18 protein-coding genes are annotated in these 14,022 nt (G+C 63.5%); 6 read left to right on the forward strand and 12 right to left on the reverse strand.

Features of this window, described 5'->3' with window-relative positions; all coding sequences use genetic code 11:
- Positions 1 to 52 precede the first annotated feature (52 nt).
- Entirely contained in the window at positions 53 to 1,090 is a 1,038-nt protein-coding gene (locus NKI88_RS12825) for a 2-dehydropantoate 2-reductase (protein ID WP_352655436.1), read from the reverse strand.
- A 47-nt stretch (positions 1,091 to 1,137) separates the two neighbouring features.
- Here NKI88_RS12825 and dapE point away from each other — a divergent pair, with 47 nt between their 5' ends.
- Both dapE and NKI88_RS12835 read left to right on the forward strand, forming a co-directional pair.
- Entirely contained in the window at positions 1,138 to 2,328 is a 1,191-nt protein-coding gene (gene dapE / locus NKI88_RS12830; protein ID WP_352655438.1) for a succinyl-diaminopimelate desuccinylase, read from the forward strand.
- 2 nt (positions 2,329 to 2,330) lie between these two features.
- Positions 2,331 to 2,936 carry a transporter gene (locus tag NKI88_RS12835; protein ID WP_352655440.1) on the forward strand — a complete coding sequence of 202 codons (606 nt, stop codon included), beginning with the start codon at positions 2,331 to 2,333 and terminating at the stop codon, positions 2,934 to 2,936.
- On the opposite strand, the gene truA is transcribed toward NKI88_RS12835, so the two are convergent.
- From truA to def, 6 genes are all read right to left on the reverse strand, one after another.
- Entirely contained in the window at positions 2,933 to 3,688 is a 756-nt protein-coding gene (truA, locus tag NKI88_RS12840) for a tRNA pseudouridine(38-40) synthase TruA (RefSeq protein ID WP_352595192.1), read from the reverse strand. The genes NKI88_RS12835 and truA overlap by 4 nt on opposite strands.
- An 11-nt stretch (positions 3,689 to 3,699) precedes the next feature.
- On the reverse strand, positions 3,700 to 4,206 hold the full coding sequence (locus NKI88_RS12845; RefSeq protein WP_023681337.1) for a GNAT family N-acetyltransferase: 507 nt from the start codon (positions 4,204 to 4,206) through the stop codon (positions 3,700 to 3,702).
- A complete protein-coding gene (fmt, locus tag NKI88_RS12850) occupies positions 4,203 to 5,153 on the reverse strand; it encodes a methionyl-tRNA formyltransferase (protein WP_352655443.1) in 951 nt (316 codons plus the stop codon). Before fmt ends, NKI88_RS12845 begins: the two co-directional genes overlap by 4 nt.
- Before the next feature lie 38 nt (positions 5,154 to 5,191).
- Positions 5,192 to 5,617, reverse strand: coding sequence for a type II toxin-antitoxin system VapC family toxin (locus tag NKI88_RS12855; protein WP_023732763.1), 426 nt, complete (start codon positions 5,615 to 5,617; stop codon positions 5,192 to 5,194).
- Positions 5,614 to 5,901 carry a plasmid stabilization protein gene (locus NKI88_RS12860; protein WP_352655445.1) on the reverse strand — a complete coding sequence of 96 codons (288 nt, stop codon included), beginning with the start codon at positions 5,899 to 5,901 and terminating at the stop codon, positions 5,614 to 5,616. Before NKI88_RS12860 ends, NKI88_RS12855 begins: the two co-directional genes overlap by 4 nt.
- Before the next feature lie 99 nt (positions 5,902 to 6,000).
- Entirely contained in the window at positions 6,001 to 6,531 is a 531-nt protein-coding gene (def, locus tag NKI88_RS12865; protein WP_023673213.1) for a peptide deformylase, read from the reverse strand.
- Positions 6,532 to 6,634: 103 nt separating this feature from the next.
- Between def and NKI88_RS12870 the strand changes: the two genes are divergently transcribed.
- Positions 6,635 to 7,888, forward strand: coding sequence for a DNA recombination protein RmuC (locus NKI88_RS12870; protein WP_023692996.1), 1,254 nt, complete (start codon positions 6,635 to 6,637; stop codon positions 7,886 to 7,888).
- Between the two features lie 101 nt (positions 7,889 to 7,989).
- Here the strand turns inward: NKI88_RS12870 and NKI88_RS12875 are convergent, their stop codons facing one another.
- The 4 genes from NKI88_RS12875 to NKI88_RS12890 form a co-directional block, all read right to left on the reverse strand.
- The gene (locus NKI88_RS12875) at positions 7,990 to 8,796 is read right to left on the reverse strand and encodes a class I SAM-dependent methyltransferase (RefSeq protein ID WP_023703801.1); all 807 of its coding nucleotides are present in this window, start codon (positions 8,794 to 8,796) and stop codon (positions 7,990 to 7,992) included.
- 81 nt (positions 8,797 to 8,877) lie between these two features.
- The gene (locus tag NKI88_RS12880; protein ID WP_023703802.1) at positions 8,878 to 9,282 is read right to left on the reverse strand and encodes a GFA family protein; all 405 of its coding nucleotides are present in this window, start codon (positions 9,280 to 9,282) and stop codon (positions 8,878 to 8,880) included.
- A 77-nt stretch (positions 9,283 to 9,359) separates the two neighbouring features.
- The gene (locus NKI88_RS12885; protein ID WP_352655448.1) at positions 9,360 to 10,313 is read right to left on the reverse strand and encodes a cation diffusion facilitator family transporter; all 954 of its coding nucleotides are present in this window, start codon (positions 10,311 to 10,313) and stop codon (positions 9,360 to 9,362) included.
- Between the two features lie 115 nt (positions 10,314 to 10,428).
- Complete coding sequence (locus NKI88_RS12890) at positions 10,429 to 11,238, reverse strand: transglutaminase-like domain-containing protein (RefSeq protein WP_023687480.1); 810 nt, start codon at positions 11,236 to 11,238, stop codon at positions 10,429 to 10,431.
- 213 nt (positions 11,239 to 11,451) lie between these two features.
- Here NKI88_RS12890 and NKI88_RS12895 point away from each other — a divergent pair, with 213 nt between their 5' ends.
- Both NKI88_RS12895 and sugE read left to right on the forward strand, forming a co-directional pair.
- Positions 11,452 to 11,577, forward strand: a complete 126-nt coding sequence (locus NKI88_RS12895) for a hypothetical protein (RefSeq protein ID WP_006200611.1) — start codon at positions 11,452 to 11,454, stop codon at positions 11,575 to 11,577.
- Positions 11,578 to 11,790: 213 nt separating this feature from the next.
- On the forward strand, positions 11,791 to 12,105 hold the full coding sequence (gene sugE, locus NKI88_RS12900; protein WP_352655450.1) for a quaternary ammonium compound efflux SMR transporter SugE: 315 nt from the start codon (positions 11,791 to 11,793) through the stop codon (positions 12,103 to 12,105).
- 85 nt (positions 12,106 to 12,190) lie between these two features.
- On the opposite strand, the gene NKI88_RS12905 is transcribed toward sugE, so the two are convergent.
- On the reverse strand, positions 12,191 to 12,619 hold the full coding sequence (locus NKI88_RS12905) for a DUF6481 family protein (RefSeq protein ID WP_352655452.1): 429 nt from the start codon (positions 12,617 to 12,619) through the stop codon (positions 12,191 to 12,193).
- Positions 12,620 to 12,853: 234 nt separating this feature from the next.
- On the opposite strand from NKI88_RS12905, the gene NKI88_RS12910 reads away from it, so the two are divergent.
- Positions 12,854 to 13,915, forward strand: coding sequence for an LLM class flavin-dependent oxidoreductase (locus tag NKI88_RS12910; protein ID WP_352655454.1), 1,062 nt, complete (start codon positions 12,854 to 12,856; stop codon positions 13,913 to 13,915).
- Positions 13,916 to 14,022 lie beyond the last annotated feature (107 nt).

The raw sequence follows: 14,022 nt of genomic DNA on the forward strand, positions 1-14,022 counted from the left end.
GGGCCTACGCGCCTATTTTGCGGGCCAAGGCCCGAGGCTCGCGGCAAGTAGACTATCCAGTGACGGTTTCCGGCGTCAGCCCGGGTGAGCCGCGCTTTTCCCGCTCGGCCTGCCGCACCAGCACGGTGACCCGCTTCAGCAGAGGCGCCGGCGTGCCGGCCTTTTCGGCGAGGCTCAGGACCGCCCCCTGCAGGTCACCGATCTCGGTCGGCCGACCACGCTGGAGGTCGTCCCACATCGACGAACGCGCCTGCGGGTCGATGGCGAGCATGCGGCGGGCGACCAGCCGGAACAGCCAGTCCGGCAGCCGGAGCAGTTTCGGCAGCAGGACGGGATGCAAGCCGCCGATTCGTGCCGGCGCGATATGTAACGCCTTCATCGCCGCCAGGGCCTCGTCGATCTGACCGGCCAGGATCCGCCGCCAGCGGCGGTCGGCAAGTTCGCTCGCCAGCGGCAGGCCGGACAAGGCGACAAGCGCGTTGTTGAGGTTGATCAGCAGCTTGCCCCACTGCACGGCTTTCATGTCGGGATGGGTTTCCACGCCAAGCCCTTCGACATCGAGAAGGCCGGCAAGGCCGGTCACGCCATCTTCGATCATGACCTTGCCGTTGCTGGCGCGATGCACGTGAAGCGGCAAATTGCCTATGGCCGACTGGACGACATTGAACGGCACCATGCCGGCGAGCACAGTCCGTCCACCGAGCCCGGCGCGTAACCGGTCGGCATTGCCGACGCCGTTCTGGAGGCTGACCACCACGACTTCGCCGCGCGCATGTCCGGCAACAAGCGACGCCATCTCCTCGGTAGCGCCGTTCTTGACCGTCACCAGCACCACGTCGGCACTGGCCAGGGCAGCGGCGGGATCAGTGGTGACGGACTCCGGCCGGATGGATCGGTCGCGATTATCGAGATCGGTGATGCGCAGGCCGCCGTCCAGCAAGACCGTCGCGATGCTTGGCCGCGCCAAAAACACCACCTTGCGTCCGGCCAGCGCCAGGCAGCCGCCGACATAGCAGCCTATGCTGCCGGCGCCGTGTTGGCCTGCACTATACGACAGGAAAACCATAATGTCGGCGGCAGGACCGGTCATCATCTCTGGCCGTGACAGGCCTTTCGCTTTCGACTATCGCTTTGCCCATGAAACTGCCGACCGATCCCGCCGCCAACCTCGCGACCCTCATACGCTGCGCCTCCGTAACGCCCGCCGAGGGCGGCGCGCTGGCTGCCCTGGAAGGCATGCTGAAGCCGCTCGGCTTTTCCGTCGAACGCCCGGTGTTTTCCGAAGACGGCACCCCCGACATCGAGAACCTCTACGCGCGTCGCTCCGGCAATGGGCCGCATCTGATGTTTGCCGGCCATACCGACGTGGTGCCGGCGGGCGACGAGGCGTCGTGGACGCATCCGCCCTTCGCCGCCGAGATCGCCAAGGGCGAGATGTATGGCCGCGGCGCCGTCGACATGAAGGGCGGCATCGCCTGTTTCATCGCTGCCGTGGCGCGCCATGTCGAGAACAAGGGTGGTCCGAAAGGCTCGGTCTCGCTGCTGATTACCGGCGACGAGGAGGGGCCGGCCATCAACGGGACGACAAAACTGCTCGACTGGGCGGCGGCCAGGGGCGAGAAATGGGACGCCGCGATCGTCGGCGAGCCCACCAATCCGGACACGCTCGGCGACATGATCAAGATCGGCCGGCGTGGCTCGATGTCGGGCAGTGTCACGGTCAACGGCCGCCAGGGCCATGTCGCCTATCCATTGCTCGCCGACAATCCGGTGCGCGGCCTGATCAGCCTGGTCGACGCCTTGCTGTCGCCCGTCTTCGACAAGGGCACGAAGGATTTTCAGCCGACCAATCTGGAAGTGACCTCGATCGATGTCGGCAACCCCGCGACCAATGTTATTCCGGCCAAGGCGACAGCCACCTTCAACATCCGCTTCAACGACACATGGACTGCCGAGACGGTGCAGGCCGAGATCCATAACCGCCTCGACCAGGCGGCGAAGCGCAAGAAATACCGGACCGGCAAGACGCCGGTCGACTACGAGTTGATCTGGCGCGACCGGCCGAGCGATGTCTTCCTGACGCGCGACGACAAGCTGATCGGGACGCTGCGCGGCTCGATCAAGGCGACGGTCGGCAAGGAGCCGGCGCTGTCCACCTCGGGCGGAACCTCGGATGCGCGTTTCATCAAGGACTATTGCCCGGTGGTCGAGTTCGGCCTGGTCGGCAAGACCATGCACATGGTCGACGAGCGCGTCGCACTGGCCGACCTCGAGACGCTGACCCAAATCTACCAGCGCTTCATCGATGACTGGTTCGAGCAGGGCTGATCATGCTTTCGGTTGACGAGACCTCTTCATCGCTTAACGGCGCCTGGCGGCTGATGCTCGGAAAGGCCGACGGCTTGCGGCTGCTCGACCTGTCGGCGGACGGCTTCTGGAATTCCTTCTTCTCCATCGTCGTCGCCGCGCCGGCGATGATCGTCGGCTGGGTCGGCACGGCCAACGAGATCGGCGATCCCAATGCGTTCGCCGGCCGGCTGGGCATGTTGATTCGCCTGGCGACCGTCGACCTCGGCTCGTGGCTGCTGCCCCTGGTTGTGCTTGCCCTGGTCGCATCGCGCGCCGGCATCGGCGACCGCTTCGTCCACTATGTCGTCGCCAGCAACTGGGCGTCGGCGATCACCGCCTGGATGCTGCTGCCTTCAGCGCTGATCAGGCTTTTCCTGCCGTCCGGCAACCCGGTTGCCGAATTGGTGTGGCTGGTTCTGGTGGTGCTGTCGCTGGTACTCACCTGGCGGATGACCAACGCCGCGATCGGCAAGGGCGCGGCTGTCGGCAGTGCCGTGTTCGCAGGCATGTTGGTGGTGTCTCTGGCCGTCTTGTTCGGCCTGGTGGCGCTGCTCGGCATCACTGTGCCGACCGCCGCTCCGGCTTAGAACTTTTCCGGATAGTCTACACCGACGAGAAAAAGCCCGTCGGGCGGCGCCACCTGGCCGCAGGCGGCGCGGTCTTGCGCCGCGAGCGCGGCCTTGAGGTCGGCGGCGGTCCAGCCGCCGTCGCCGACGCGTTTCAGCGAACCGACCATGGAGCGCACCTGGTTGTGCAGGAAAGAGCGCGCCGAGGCCCTGACTTCGATCAGGTCGCCCTGGCGGCTTACATCGAGCAGCTCCAGCGTCCGCACCGGACTGTTGGCCTGGCATTGCGTCGAGCGGAAGGTGGTAAAGTCATGTCGGCCGAGCAGGACTTTCGCCGCTTCGTGCATGGCGTCCGCATCGAGCCGCTTCGGCACCCACCAGACCTTGCCCTTTTCCATCGCTGCAGGCGCGCGCCGGTTGAGGATGCGGTAGAGATAGTGCCGTCCGCTGGCCGAGAAACGGGCGTCGAACTCATTGGGGACAACCGTCGCCTGCAGGATGGCGATGCGCGCGCCTGCCGCCTGCAGGTGGGCGTTGACGGCGTCGCGCACCTTGTCGTTTGGCCATGCCTTGGCGAGGTCGACATGCGCCACCTGGGCGGTCGCATGCACCCCGGCGTCGGTGCGGCCGGCGGCGCGTATCCGCACCGCCTCACCGCAGAATTTCTCGATCGCCTGCTCTATAGCCTGCTGCACCGAAGGCTGATCCGCCTGGTGTTGCCAGCCGGCGAAGAGGCTGCCGTCATATTCGATATCGAGACGAAAACGCGGCATACACCCTTCGTTCAGGCGGCGAGTGCGGTAAAGGCCTGGGCGTAGACCAGTTTGCCTTTTTCGGGTGCGTCACCCCAGGCCAGCGCCTGCAGCGCTTCGCCCTGATATTCGCTCTCGAACTTTTCGGCGCGCGCATGATTGTAGCCGAAGCGGCCGTAATAGGCCGGATCGCCCAACACAACGGCGAGCGTCTCGCCGGCATCCCTGAGGCGGATATGCGCCTCGCGGATCAGCGCACCGCCAATGCCCGAGCCGTGGAACGAAGGTTCCACCGCCAACGGCGCCAGCGCCACGGCTGCAAACTGCTTGCCGCCGTTCCTAACGAACAGCCTGGAAAACAGGATGTGGCCGACCACCTGGCCGTCTTCTTCCGCCACCAGTTCGACAACGGCGTCGCCGCCGGTGACCAGAGCGTCGACCAGCCCGGCCTCCGCCTGCTGGCCGAATGCGTGTTCCTCGACCAGGCGTATGGCCTCGCGGTCCCGCGGCGTCGCGCCGCGTATCGACATCATGCTCATGAGAACTTCATTCCTTTTTCGATCTTGGCCCCGCGCAGAAACTCCTTCGCGGCAGCAGGCTTTCCGCCCGCCCGTTGAACTTCGACCAGCCTGACCGCGCCCGACCTGCAGGCGACCGTCAGCCGGTCATCGAGAATTCCTCCCGACTCGCCCATGCTTTCAGAAAGCGTACCTTCAGAAAGCGTCGAGCGAAGCAGTTTCAGCCGTTCCGTGCGGCCGCCGATGTCGGCCTCGCACCAGGCGCCGGGGAATGGCGACAGCCCGCGAATGTGATTGTGGACCTCCGCAGCCGGGCGCGTCCAGTCCACACGTGTCTCCGACTTATCGATTTTCCTGGCGTAGGTCACCCCGTCAGCCGCCTGCAAAGTCGATGCCAGGGTATTTGTCTCCAATCGGGACAGCGCTTCCACCATCAGCGTGGCAGCAATATTCATCAAGCGGTCGTGCAGATCGCCGGCCGTCATATCGGGCTCTATGGCGCATTTTTCAACCAGTGCCACCGGACCGGTGTCCAGGCCCTCTTCCATGCGCATCACCATCATGCCGGTCTCGACGTCGCCGGCCATAATGGCGCGCTGGATGGGAGCTGCACCACGCCAACGCGGCAAAAGCGAGGCGTGGCCGTTGAGGCAGCCGAGGCGCGGAGCCTCCAGAATAGCCTTCGGCAACAGCAAACCATACGCGACGACGACCGCGACATCGGCACGCAACGCCTGGAAAGCAGCTTGCTCGGCCTCGCCCTTCAGCGACAGCGGCGTGCGCACTTCGATGCCCAGCCGCTCAGCCTCGCGCTGCACCGGGGACGGTGTCAGCTCCAGCCCGCGGCGGCCCGCGGCGCGCGGCGGCTGGGTGTAGACGGCTGCTATCTCGTGCCCGGCCTCGGCAATCGCGCGCAGCACCGGCACCGAAAACTCCGGCGTGCCCATGAAGATGACGCGAAGCGGCATTTTTCGTCCAGTATCCTGTTCTGCGCGCGGCCGTCCGCTCAAGCGTCTGCTTCAAACGGGTTTACGATCTTGAGGTCAAGCTCTTCGAAGTCCTTAATATTGCGCGTCGCCAGCATAGCGTCGTGCGACAGGCAGATGGCAGCGATCATGGCATCGGAAAGGCTGATCGGCCGGCCGATAGTTTCCCGCATTGCCCGGAGCTTGCCCGCCAGACGGGGAATGGGACCGGCAAATTCGACGACACGTCCCGAAAACTGCTTCGAAACCAGGTGGTCAAGTGCACGGACGTGGCGGTCCGAGCCGGTCTTGTTGAGAAACCTTTCGGCTCCAAAGGACTGCTCCATGACAACAGGACCGCAGAGATAGAGGTCGAGCAGGTCCTGTCTGCGAAACCACTTAGCGACGTTTGGATCGGGCGCGGGCCGGCTCGCTTCCGAGACGACATTGGTATCGAGGATTATCACTCGAAATTCTCAATGGTGCGGCCAAAGTCGCGTTTCCGTTCCGCTTCGATCTCATCCATCATCTGCGCAAATTCGTCGCTGATTGCATTTTCCGAGGCGAAGGCAGCGCGAATCGCATCCCAAGCCGTGAGTCCAGGCTCGGCCTTGCCTTCTTTTTCCGCAACCATGCCTTTTCGCAATAAATCGATCGCCTTGATCGAGAGGCTTTGGCCGCCCTTGCGTGCCGCATGCTCGATGTCACGCTTCAACGGCTCGGGAATATCTCTGATCAACATATCGCCCATCTGAGTCTCCAGTCTGATATCAATGATATCACGCAAGGAAGCGTCTCTCAATAGGGGCGGGTCGAGACGGGATTTTGTGCGAGTCGCCGAAAGCAGGGCCTATCCCACCAGCTTGCCCGGCGCCTTGTCCTTGGCGAGCTTCTTGAACTTCTTGACCACCATGTCGCGCTTCAGCTTCGAGATGTGGTCGATGAACAGCACACCGTTGAGATGGTCGATCTCGTGCTGCAGGCAAGTTGCCATCAGGCCTTCGGCCTCGATCTCCTGCAGCTTGCCGTCGCGGTCGAGATATTTCACGCGCACCGAGGCGGGACGCTCGACCTCGGCGTAATAGTCCGGGATCGACAGGCAGCCTTCCTCGTAGACCGAGCGGGCGTCGGCGCTTTCGAGGATTTCGGGATTGATGAAGACATGCGGCGCCGGCGGCTCGTCTTCCTTGGCGAGGTCGATGACCAGCATGCGCAGCGGCTCGCCGATCTGGATTGCGGCCAAGCCGATGCCCGGCGCATCATACATCGTCGCCAGCATGTCGTCGGCCAGTTTGCGCAAAGGCGCGTCGACGCGTTCGACTGGTTTGGAAACCTGGCGCAGGATGGGATCGGGAAGGATGATGAGCGGCTTGATCGACATGGCGCCTCACCTAAAACGTCGCAGGAGAAGCGTCAACCGGTGCGAATCGGTCTCGTTCACGTTTTGATCTGTGCCAGGTCTGCGAATCGGCTATGCTGGCGGGATGAACGACCTGAGCACCATCCTTTCCGAACCCGTTGCCCGGCTTGGCGCCACGACGATCACGCTCGGCCATGCACTGGCCCTCGGCGCGCTGGTGTTTCTCGGCCTGTTCCTGGCGCTTGTCGTGGCGCTGTGGCGATCGGCCAAGGCGCGCACCATCGCCGCGGCGGAAGCCGCCGACCACGCCCGCGACGCCGAGGCGCGGATGGCCGGCATTTTGCAAAGCCAGGCCGAGATGCAGGGCCGCATGGGCGCCATCGCCGACGTGTTCGGCGCAAGGCAGGCCGAACTCAACCAGTCGATCGGCCAGCGCCTCGACGCCATGACCGGCAGGCTCGGTCAAACCATGACCGAACAGACCAAATCGACGCATGAGAGCCTCGCCAAACTGCAGGAACGGCTGGCGGTCATCGACACCGCGCAAGGCAACATTCAGTCGCTGGCCGGCCAGGTCGTGCAATTGCAGGCGATCCTGTCCAACAAGCAGACGCGCGGCGCCTTCGGCCAGTCGCGCATGGAGGCGATCGTCGCCGACGGCCTTCCGATGGGCGCCTACGAGTTCCAGGCAACGCTGTCAAACGGCAGCCGTCCCGACTGCCTGGTCAGGATGCCGAACGGTGCGCCGCAGCTTGCCATCGACGCCAAGTTTCCGCTGGAAGCCTGGAACGCCATCCGCGCCGCCGATGGCGCCGAACAACAGAAGATCGCGGCCCAGGCTTTCCGCCGCGACATCGAAATTCACGTCCGCGATATCTCGGAAAAATACCTGATCCAGGGCGAGACGCAGGACACCGCCTTCATGTTCGTGCCGTCGGAATCGGTGTTCGCCGAAATCCACGAGAATTTCGACGCCGTGGTCCAGAAGGCGCACCGGGCGCGTGTCATCATCGTCTCGCCGTCGCTTTTGATGCTGTCGATCCAGGTCATCCAGGCCATCCTCAAGGACGCCCGCATGCGCGAACAGGCGCATCTGATCCAGGGCGAGGTGATCCGGCTGATGGAAGACGTCGCGCGCGTCGACGAACGCGTGCGCCGGTTGCAGACGCATTTTGGCCAGTCGGCCAAGGATATCGACGAGATACTGGTGTCGACGTCGAAGGTGACCAAGCGCGGCCAAAAGATCGAAGCGCTGGAGTTTGGCGAAAGCGAAGCCGAAGTGCGCGGTGGCGGACCCGCCAAGGCCGAAGCCGGGGTGCGGGTGGCGGATTCCAAGACGGGGCAGCTCAGGCTGCGTGTCGTCGAAGGCGACGATTAAAGCGCGTCGCGCTGAACGGATTCATACGACGCGCTTTAAAAGTCTTTGTTTTGATGCATGTCGTTGTCCCAGAACCGCGGCACACTTCTGGGCGCCATGCATTAGACCGTAGCCACGATCACGTGCGCCTGGATCTTGGCCGCAACCTCGCCGCTGCCGTGTCTGGCTGCAATCACGGACGCGGCGTGATCGGTTGCGGCTTCCAGTTTTCCTCTAGCCTCGATTTCGTTGCGAAGCGGAGTTCCCTGGCAATAGGCAACCGCCGGAAGGCGCGGCGAGGAGGCACGGCTTTGTTCGGCCCTCGTGTCGATCACCACACGGGAGAAACCTGCGGCTTCCAACTCGCCGCGGATCAATGCAATGTCATTGTAGCCGTGCGGCGTGCGGGCGAGAAAGCGGGGCGGATCGTTCGGAAAAATCTCCGCAAGAGCATTCGTCACATCATTGGCGAATACATTCTCTTCGATGCGATCCCACACGTTGAACAGGAAATGGCCGCCGGTCTTCAGGACCCGCTTTGCTTCGCGATAGCCGGCGGCTCGGTCGGGAAAGAACATCGCGCCGAACTGACAGCAAACGAGATCGAAAGCCGCATCTTCGAACGGCAGCGCCAGAGCATCCGCCTGACGCCATTGTATACGACTGTCGGGAGCTTGTCGCGAGGCCGCGTAGTCGAGCATAGGCTGGTTGAGGTCGGTCACGACATAGCTTGCGCCGGGAGACAGTTTTGGAGCCAATGCGCGGGTGACAACGCCGGTGCCGGCGGCGACTTCCAGGACGGCGCCGGGCGACAAGGACGCTGCCCGTCGTGCCAAATCCGCGGCGAACGGCTCGAAGATCAGCGGCACCATGTAGCGGTCGTAGTTTTCCGGAATCGAGCCGGCAAACACTTTGTCCGTTTCCGACATTGCTATCCCCCGCCATCCGTTTGATGGCTAGCCTAGCACATTATTGGCTGGTTTGGGCCGCGTTTAACCGGGAGGCAGGTGCTACTGCGCCTCTACGATGCTTACGCCCTCGAATTCCGGAAGCCAGTGCAGGGCCGATCGGTGCCATTTCTGTTGGGTCGGAACGAGATCCTCGCGTTGCCGCGCGGTCCCCGCCCTGATCCCATAGACCTTCGGCCCGTCGCCAACCGACGTTGCGTAAAGATGCGAACCGCAGTCGCCGCAGAACGCCTGGGCACGCTTGGCGCCGCTCGATCCCGTCTTGATATAAACCTTCGGTGTTCCCTTGGTGATCCTATAATGATCCTCAGGCGCGGGAACAGTGACACGAAAGGCGGTGCCGGTCAGTTGCTGGCAGTCGGTGCAATGACAGATAGAGGTCTTTTCCGGGTCGACCTCTGCTTCATAAGCTATGGCGCCGCAATGACACCCACCATCGATTTTCATGGTTGATTCTCCGAATTCCGCCGAGTGATCTTAGCGGGACCAGGCGATGGGGCCAACGGTGGACTGCTGGTCCAGAACTAGTCCGACGCCGCCTCGACCTGCTTGCACCGGTGCTCCCAGGTTCCGGTCGTCTGCGGCTTGACGAACAGCCTGGTGATCTCCGGCATTTCTTTTTTCAAGAGCGCCTCGATGCGCTCGACACAGGCTTCGATCTCAGGCGCCGTCAGATGGTCCTCGAATTCGATGCTCAGCCCAGCGACGATCTGTCGAGGGCCGAGATGGACGGTGAGAACGCCGTTGGCCCGCTGCACTGCCGGATTCTGCTGGGCGATGGTCAGCACCTTGGCCTGCACTTCCGGCGAGGCCGGCTCACCGATGAGCAATCCCTTGCTTTCGCGCGCCAGAAAGATGGCGGTGGCGCCGAGGATCATCGCGATGCCGATCGAGGCGACGCCGTCGAGTTCGGGCATGTCGAGGAGTTCGGCCGCCAATATGCCGGCAAAGGCGACGAACAGACCGAGCAGGGCGGCGCTGTCCTCGAACAGGATCGTGTAGACGCTCGGATCCTTGCTCGATTGCACGGCCTGCAGCCAGCCTTGCTTGCCCTTCTGCTGGCGGAACTCCTTCAGCGCCACGTACCAGGAGCTGCCCTCGAACAGCATTGAGAGGCCCAGCACGATGTAGTTGATTTTGGGATTGGCGACCGGCTCAGGCGCCATGATGTGGACGACGCCTTCATAGAAGGACACGCCGGCGCCGAGCGCGAATACGAGCAGGGCGACAATGAAGCTCCAGAAATACAGCTCGCGGCCATGGCCGAGCGGATGCGTGCGGTCCGGCGGGCGGGCGGCGCGGTGCATGCCGTAGAGCAGCAGCCCGCCATTGCCGGTATCCACCAGCGAGTGCACGCCTTCCGACAGCATCGCCGAGCTGCCGGTGAAGAAGGCGGCGACGAATTTGGTCACAGCAATAGCGAGATTACCGGCGAGCGCCGCGTAGATGACCGTCTTCGACCCGCCATGTGCTGCCATGCTGTCCCTCCAAGGAACCTGATGTAACGCCCCTGCCGCCGAGCTCCACAGGCATCACAACGCACGAATCGCCCGGTCGTTCAGGGTCTTGTAGGCAGCTTGCGGAAAGACGCCCCTATTCGATGATCTCGTCCGTCCACACCTTGAAACCAGCCAGCGTGCCCGGTCCGAAGATGTGGGTCAGCGGCACGTCGGCGGCGTCGCGACCCGACGCGATCAGGATGCGGCCGATGCGTGGCGAATTGTTGCGCGGGTCAAAGACATGCCAGCGGCCACCGAGATAGACCTCCATCCAGGCTGCGAAATCCATGCTCGCCCAAGGTTTGGGCAGGCCGATGTCGCTGATGTAGCCGGTGCAGTAGCGGGTCGGGATGTTTAGCGCACGGCAGAAGGTGACGGCGAGGTGGGCAAAGTCACGGCAGACGCCGCTTTGCTCGCGATAGGCTTCCGCCGCGGTGCGGGTCGGCCGCGCATTGCCGTAGCTGAAGACGATATGGTTGTGGACGAAGTCGCAGACCGCCTGGACGCGCGCAATGCCAAGCGGCGTATGCCCGAACAGCCGCCAGGCTTCGCTGGCCAGCAGATCGCTCTCGCAAAAGCGGCTCGGCAACAGGAAGAGCAATGTGTCCGACGGCAGATCGCGCACCTCGTGCTGCCAGGCCATCAGGTCGCCCATCTCGAACGTGCCGGGGTCGCGGATTACCGAATCGGTGCCGAAGGTGAAGCGACCGGGCGGGGCGACGAAACGGTTGCACCAATTGCCGAAACTGTCGCGGTAGCTCTGGATCGGCACCGGCGGGTTGGAGGTCAGGAAATCCGGGCGCTCGAGATCGGAGGCCCTGGAGTAGTGGACATTGAGCATCGCGATCAGCGGCGTTTCCTGCGGAAAATCGAAACTCATCTCGCTGCCGATGCGGATTCGCATTGTCGTCCTGACCGCACTTCCTGATCATCGCCGGGCGAAGGCATGGCCGATGCTGCAGTGCGAAGGCAACCATGGCACGGACCGGAATGGTTTACGAGCAAATTAGAAACCGGTTGAAAGCGGCCCGCCGGCGCCGGCGACGGACGCCCGCCCCCTTGCAGTCCGGCGTTTCTCTTGTTTCACTTGGCCTCCCAGCAACTGGAGGAACGAATCATGGCTAAAGGTGCGATGAAGGCGGGCAAGGAAGCTCGCAAGCCGAAAAAAGACGCCAAGAAGCCCGCCGCGGCTCCGGCACTCAAGGCGCCGCCCGTCAAGGCGATGAGGCTCAAGGAAAAGTAAGCCCGCCTTAGGTCCTCAATATCTTGGGACGGTTGAGATTCGGGCAAACCGTTTCGGCGCAGATTTTGACACCGGCGGCATGAACGATGCTGCCGGCGTTTTGTTGATCGGACCGGCGCAGCCGCTTATACCGAAGCGGCGAGGACGACCTCGCGCCTTTCTCAAAAGTCCGGCCGGGACGCCCCGCCATCCTCATGGAAGGAGTGCATCCCGATGTCGTGGATTTTTCTGTTCTTCGCTGGTCTGTTCGAAATCGGCTGGGCGATCGGCCTCAAATACACCGACGGCTTCTCGAAGCCGCTGCCGACGGTGCTCACTGTCGCCTCGATGATCATCAGCCTGGGGTTGCTCGGCCTAGCGCTCAAGACGCTGCCTGTCGGGACGGCCTATGCGGTGTGGACCGGCATCGGCACGGTCGGCACGGCGCTGCTTGGCATCTGGCTGCTGGGCGAGCCGGCGACGGCCATCCGGCTCGCCTGCATTGCGCTCATCGTCTGCGGCATTACGGGGCTGAAGCTCGCCGCCTGACCAAAGCAACCAAGGAAATCGACGCACAAACACGTTCAGGGCCGCTGGAAGGCGACCCTGATGTCCGATCGTTTCGATCGAAGCGTTAGCGGGCGGAGAAGCCCGGAGGCGTCCTGCCGGTACGCTGCTTGCGCGCCGCATAGCGTGCGTCGCGCTTGGCCTTGCGTTCGGCTTCGTCGGCCAGCAAACGGGCGATGCGCTCGTTTTCTTCGGCTTCCTTGATCTTCGCTTCAGCCTGCGCTGCCTCTTCGGCCGCAATACGCGCCGCTTCGGCTGCCGCCTCGCGCTCGGCCTTCTCGACCGCCTCGCGTGCCAGCTTTTCCTGCTTCAGCCTGGCCTTTTCGGCCTCGCGTATCTCGCGAGCCTCAAGAATCGCCTTGCGTTCGGCCTGTTTGGCCAGAACCGCAGGATCATCAGCCGCCGGCTTCGCCTTGAAGCGCTCCAGAAGCGCCTTCTTTGCCTCGTTCGCGGCATTGCGCCGCTCGAAAATGTCTTTTTCCCTGTAGATAGCCAAGTCCACTTCCCTGAAGTCAATTCGCGACGCTTACATACGCGCGAAAACCGAGAGTTCAAGCGCCAAAACGGTATGCCAGCCATGAAAGTTTATGCTGTTGCAGCCGGGAGACGCGTTTTCCCTGAAACAAAGCCGGCCGAAACCGACATGCACTGTTCACCATCCGCCCCTCTGGCGGCCGGGGCGGCTCGCCGCTACCTCTAGCGGCAAATCAGAACATTTGGATGACATGCCATGGAACTCGGTCTCTACACTTTCGCCGACGTCAGCCCGGAGCCCTGCCCCGGCGCGATCGGCCCGCATCAGCGACTGCGCAATCTGATCGAGGAGGTCGAGCTGGCCGACCAGGTCGGCCTCGACGTCTTTGGTCTGGGCGAACATCACCGCCCCGACTATGCCGCGTCCGCGCCGGTGGTGGCGCTGGCCGCTGCCGCCGAACGCACCAAGCGCATCAAGCTGACCAGCGCGGTCACCGTGCTGTCCTCCGACGATCCGGTTCGCGTCTTCCAGCAGTTCGCAACGCTCGACCTTTTGTCGGGCGGCCGGGCCGAGATCATGGCCGGGCGCGGCTCGTTCATCGAATCCTTCCCGCTGTTCGGCTACAATCTCGAGGACTATGACGAGCTGTTCGCCGAAAAGCTCGATTTGCTGCTGGCTATACGCGACGGCGTCAAAGTTACCTGGTCCGGCAATCTGCGCGCGTCGATCAATGACCGCGGCGTCTATCCGCGGCCGCTGCAGGACAAATTGCCGATCTGGATCGCAATAGGTGGAACGCCGCAATCTGCGGCGCGCGCGGGCGTGCTCGGTTTGCCGCTGGCACTGGCCATCATCGGCGGCGAGCCGGCGCGGTTTGCACCGCTGTTCGACATTTATCGCGATGCCGCCAGGCGGGCCGGTACCGACCCCTCGGGCCTTGCCACCAGCATCAATGTGCACGGCTTCATCGCCGGCACCACTGAACAGGCGGCCGACGATTTCTATGGCCCGCAGGCCGAAGTGATGAACCGCATCGGCCGCGAGCGCGGCTGGGGCCCGACCTCGCGGGCGCATTTCGATCAGTCGCGTGGTCCGAACGGCGCGCTGTTCGTCGGCGATCCGGAGCAGGTGGCGGAAAAGATCGTCGCCCAGCACAAGATCTTCAACAATGACCGCTTCCTGCTGCAGATGGCGATCGGCGCCATGCCGCACGCCAAGATCATGAAGGCGATCGAACTCTACGGCACCAGGGTGGCGCCGATCGTGCGCAAGGAGACCGCCAAGCCCGGCGTCGCCGTCGCAGCGCCAGCCGCCTGAGCGACGGGCGGCCCGGATTGAGGGCCTTGCCGGCTAACGGAACCTTGGGCTTGCAGAGGCGTTTCCGTCAGGGGAATGCACCAATTGCGGTGCGCCGCTGAGGGAAA

It is taken from the genome of Mesorhizobium sp. M0317 (assembly GCF_040321555.1).
Lineage (GTDB): Bacteria > Pseudomonadota > Alphaproteobacteria > Rhizobiales > Rhizobiaceae > Mesorhizobium.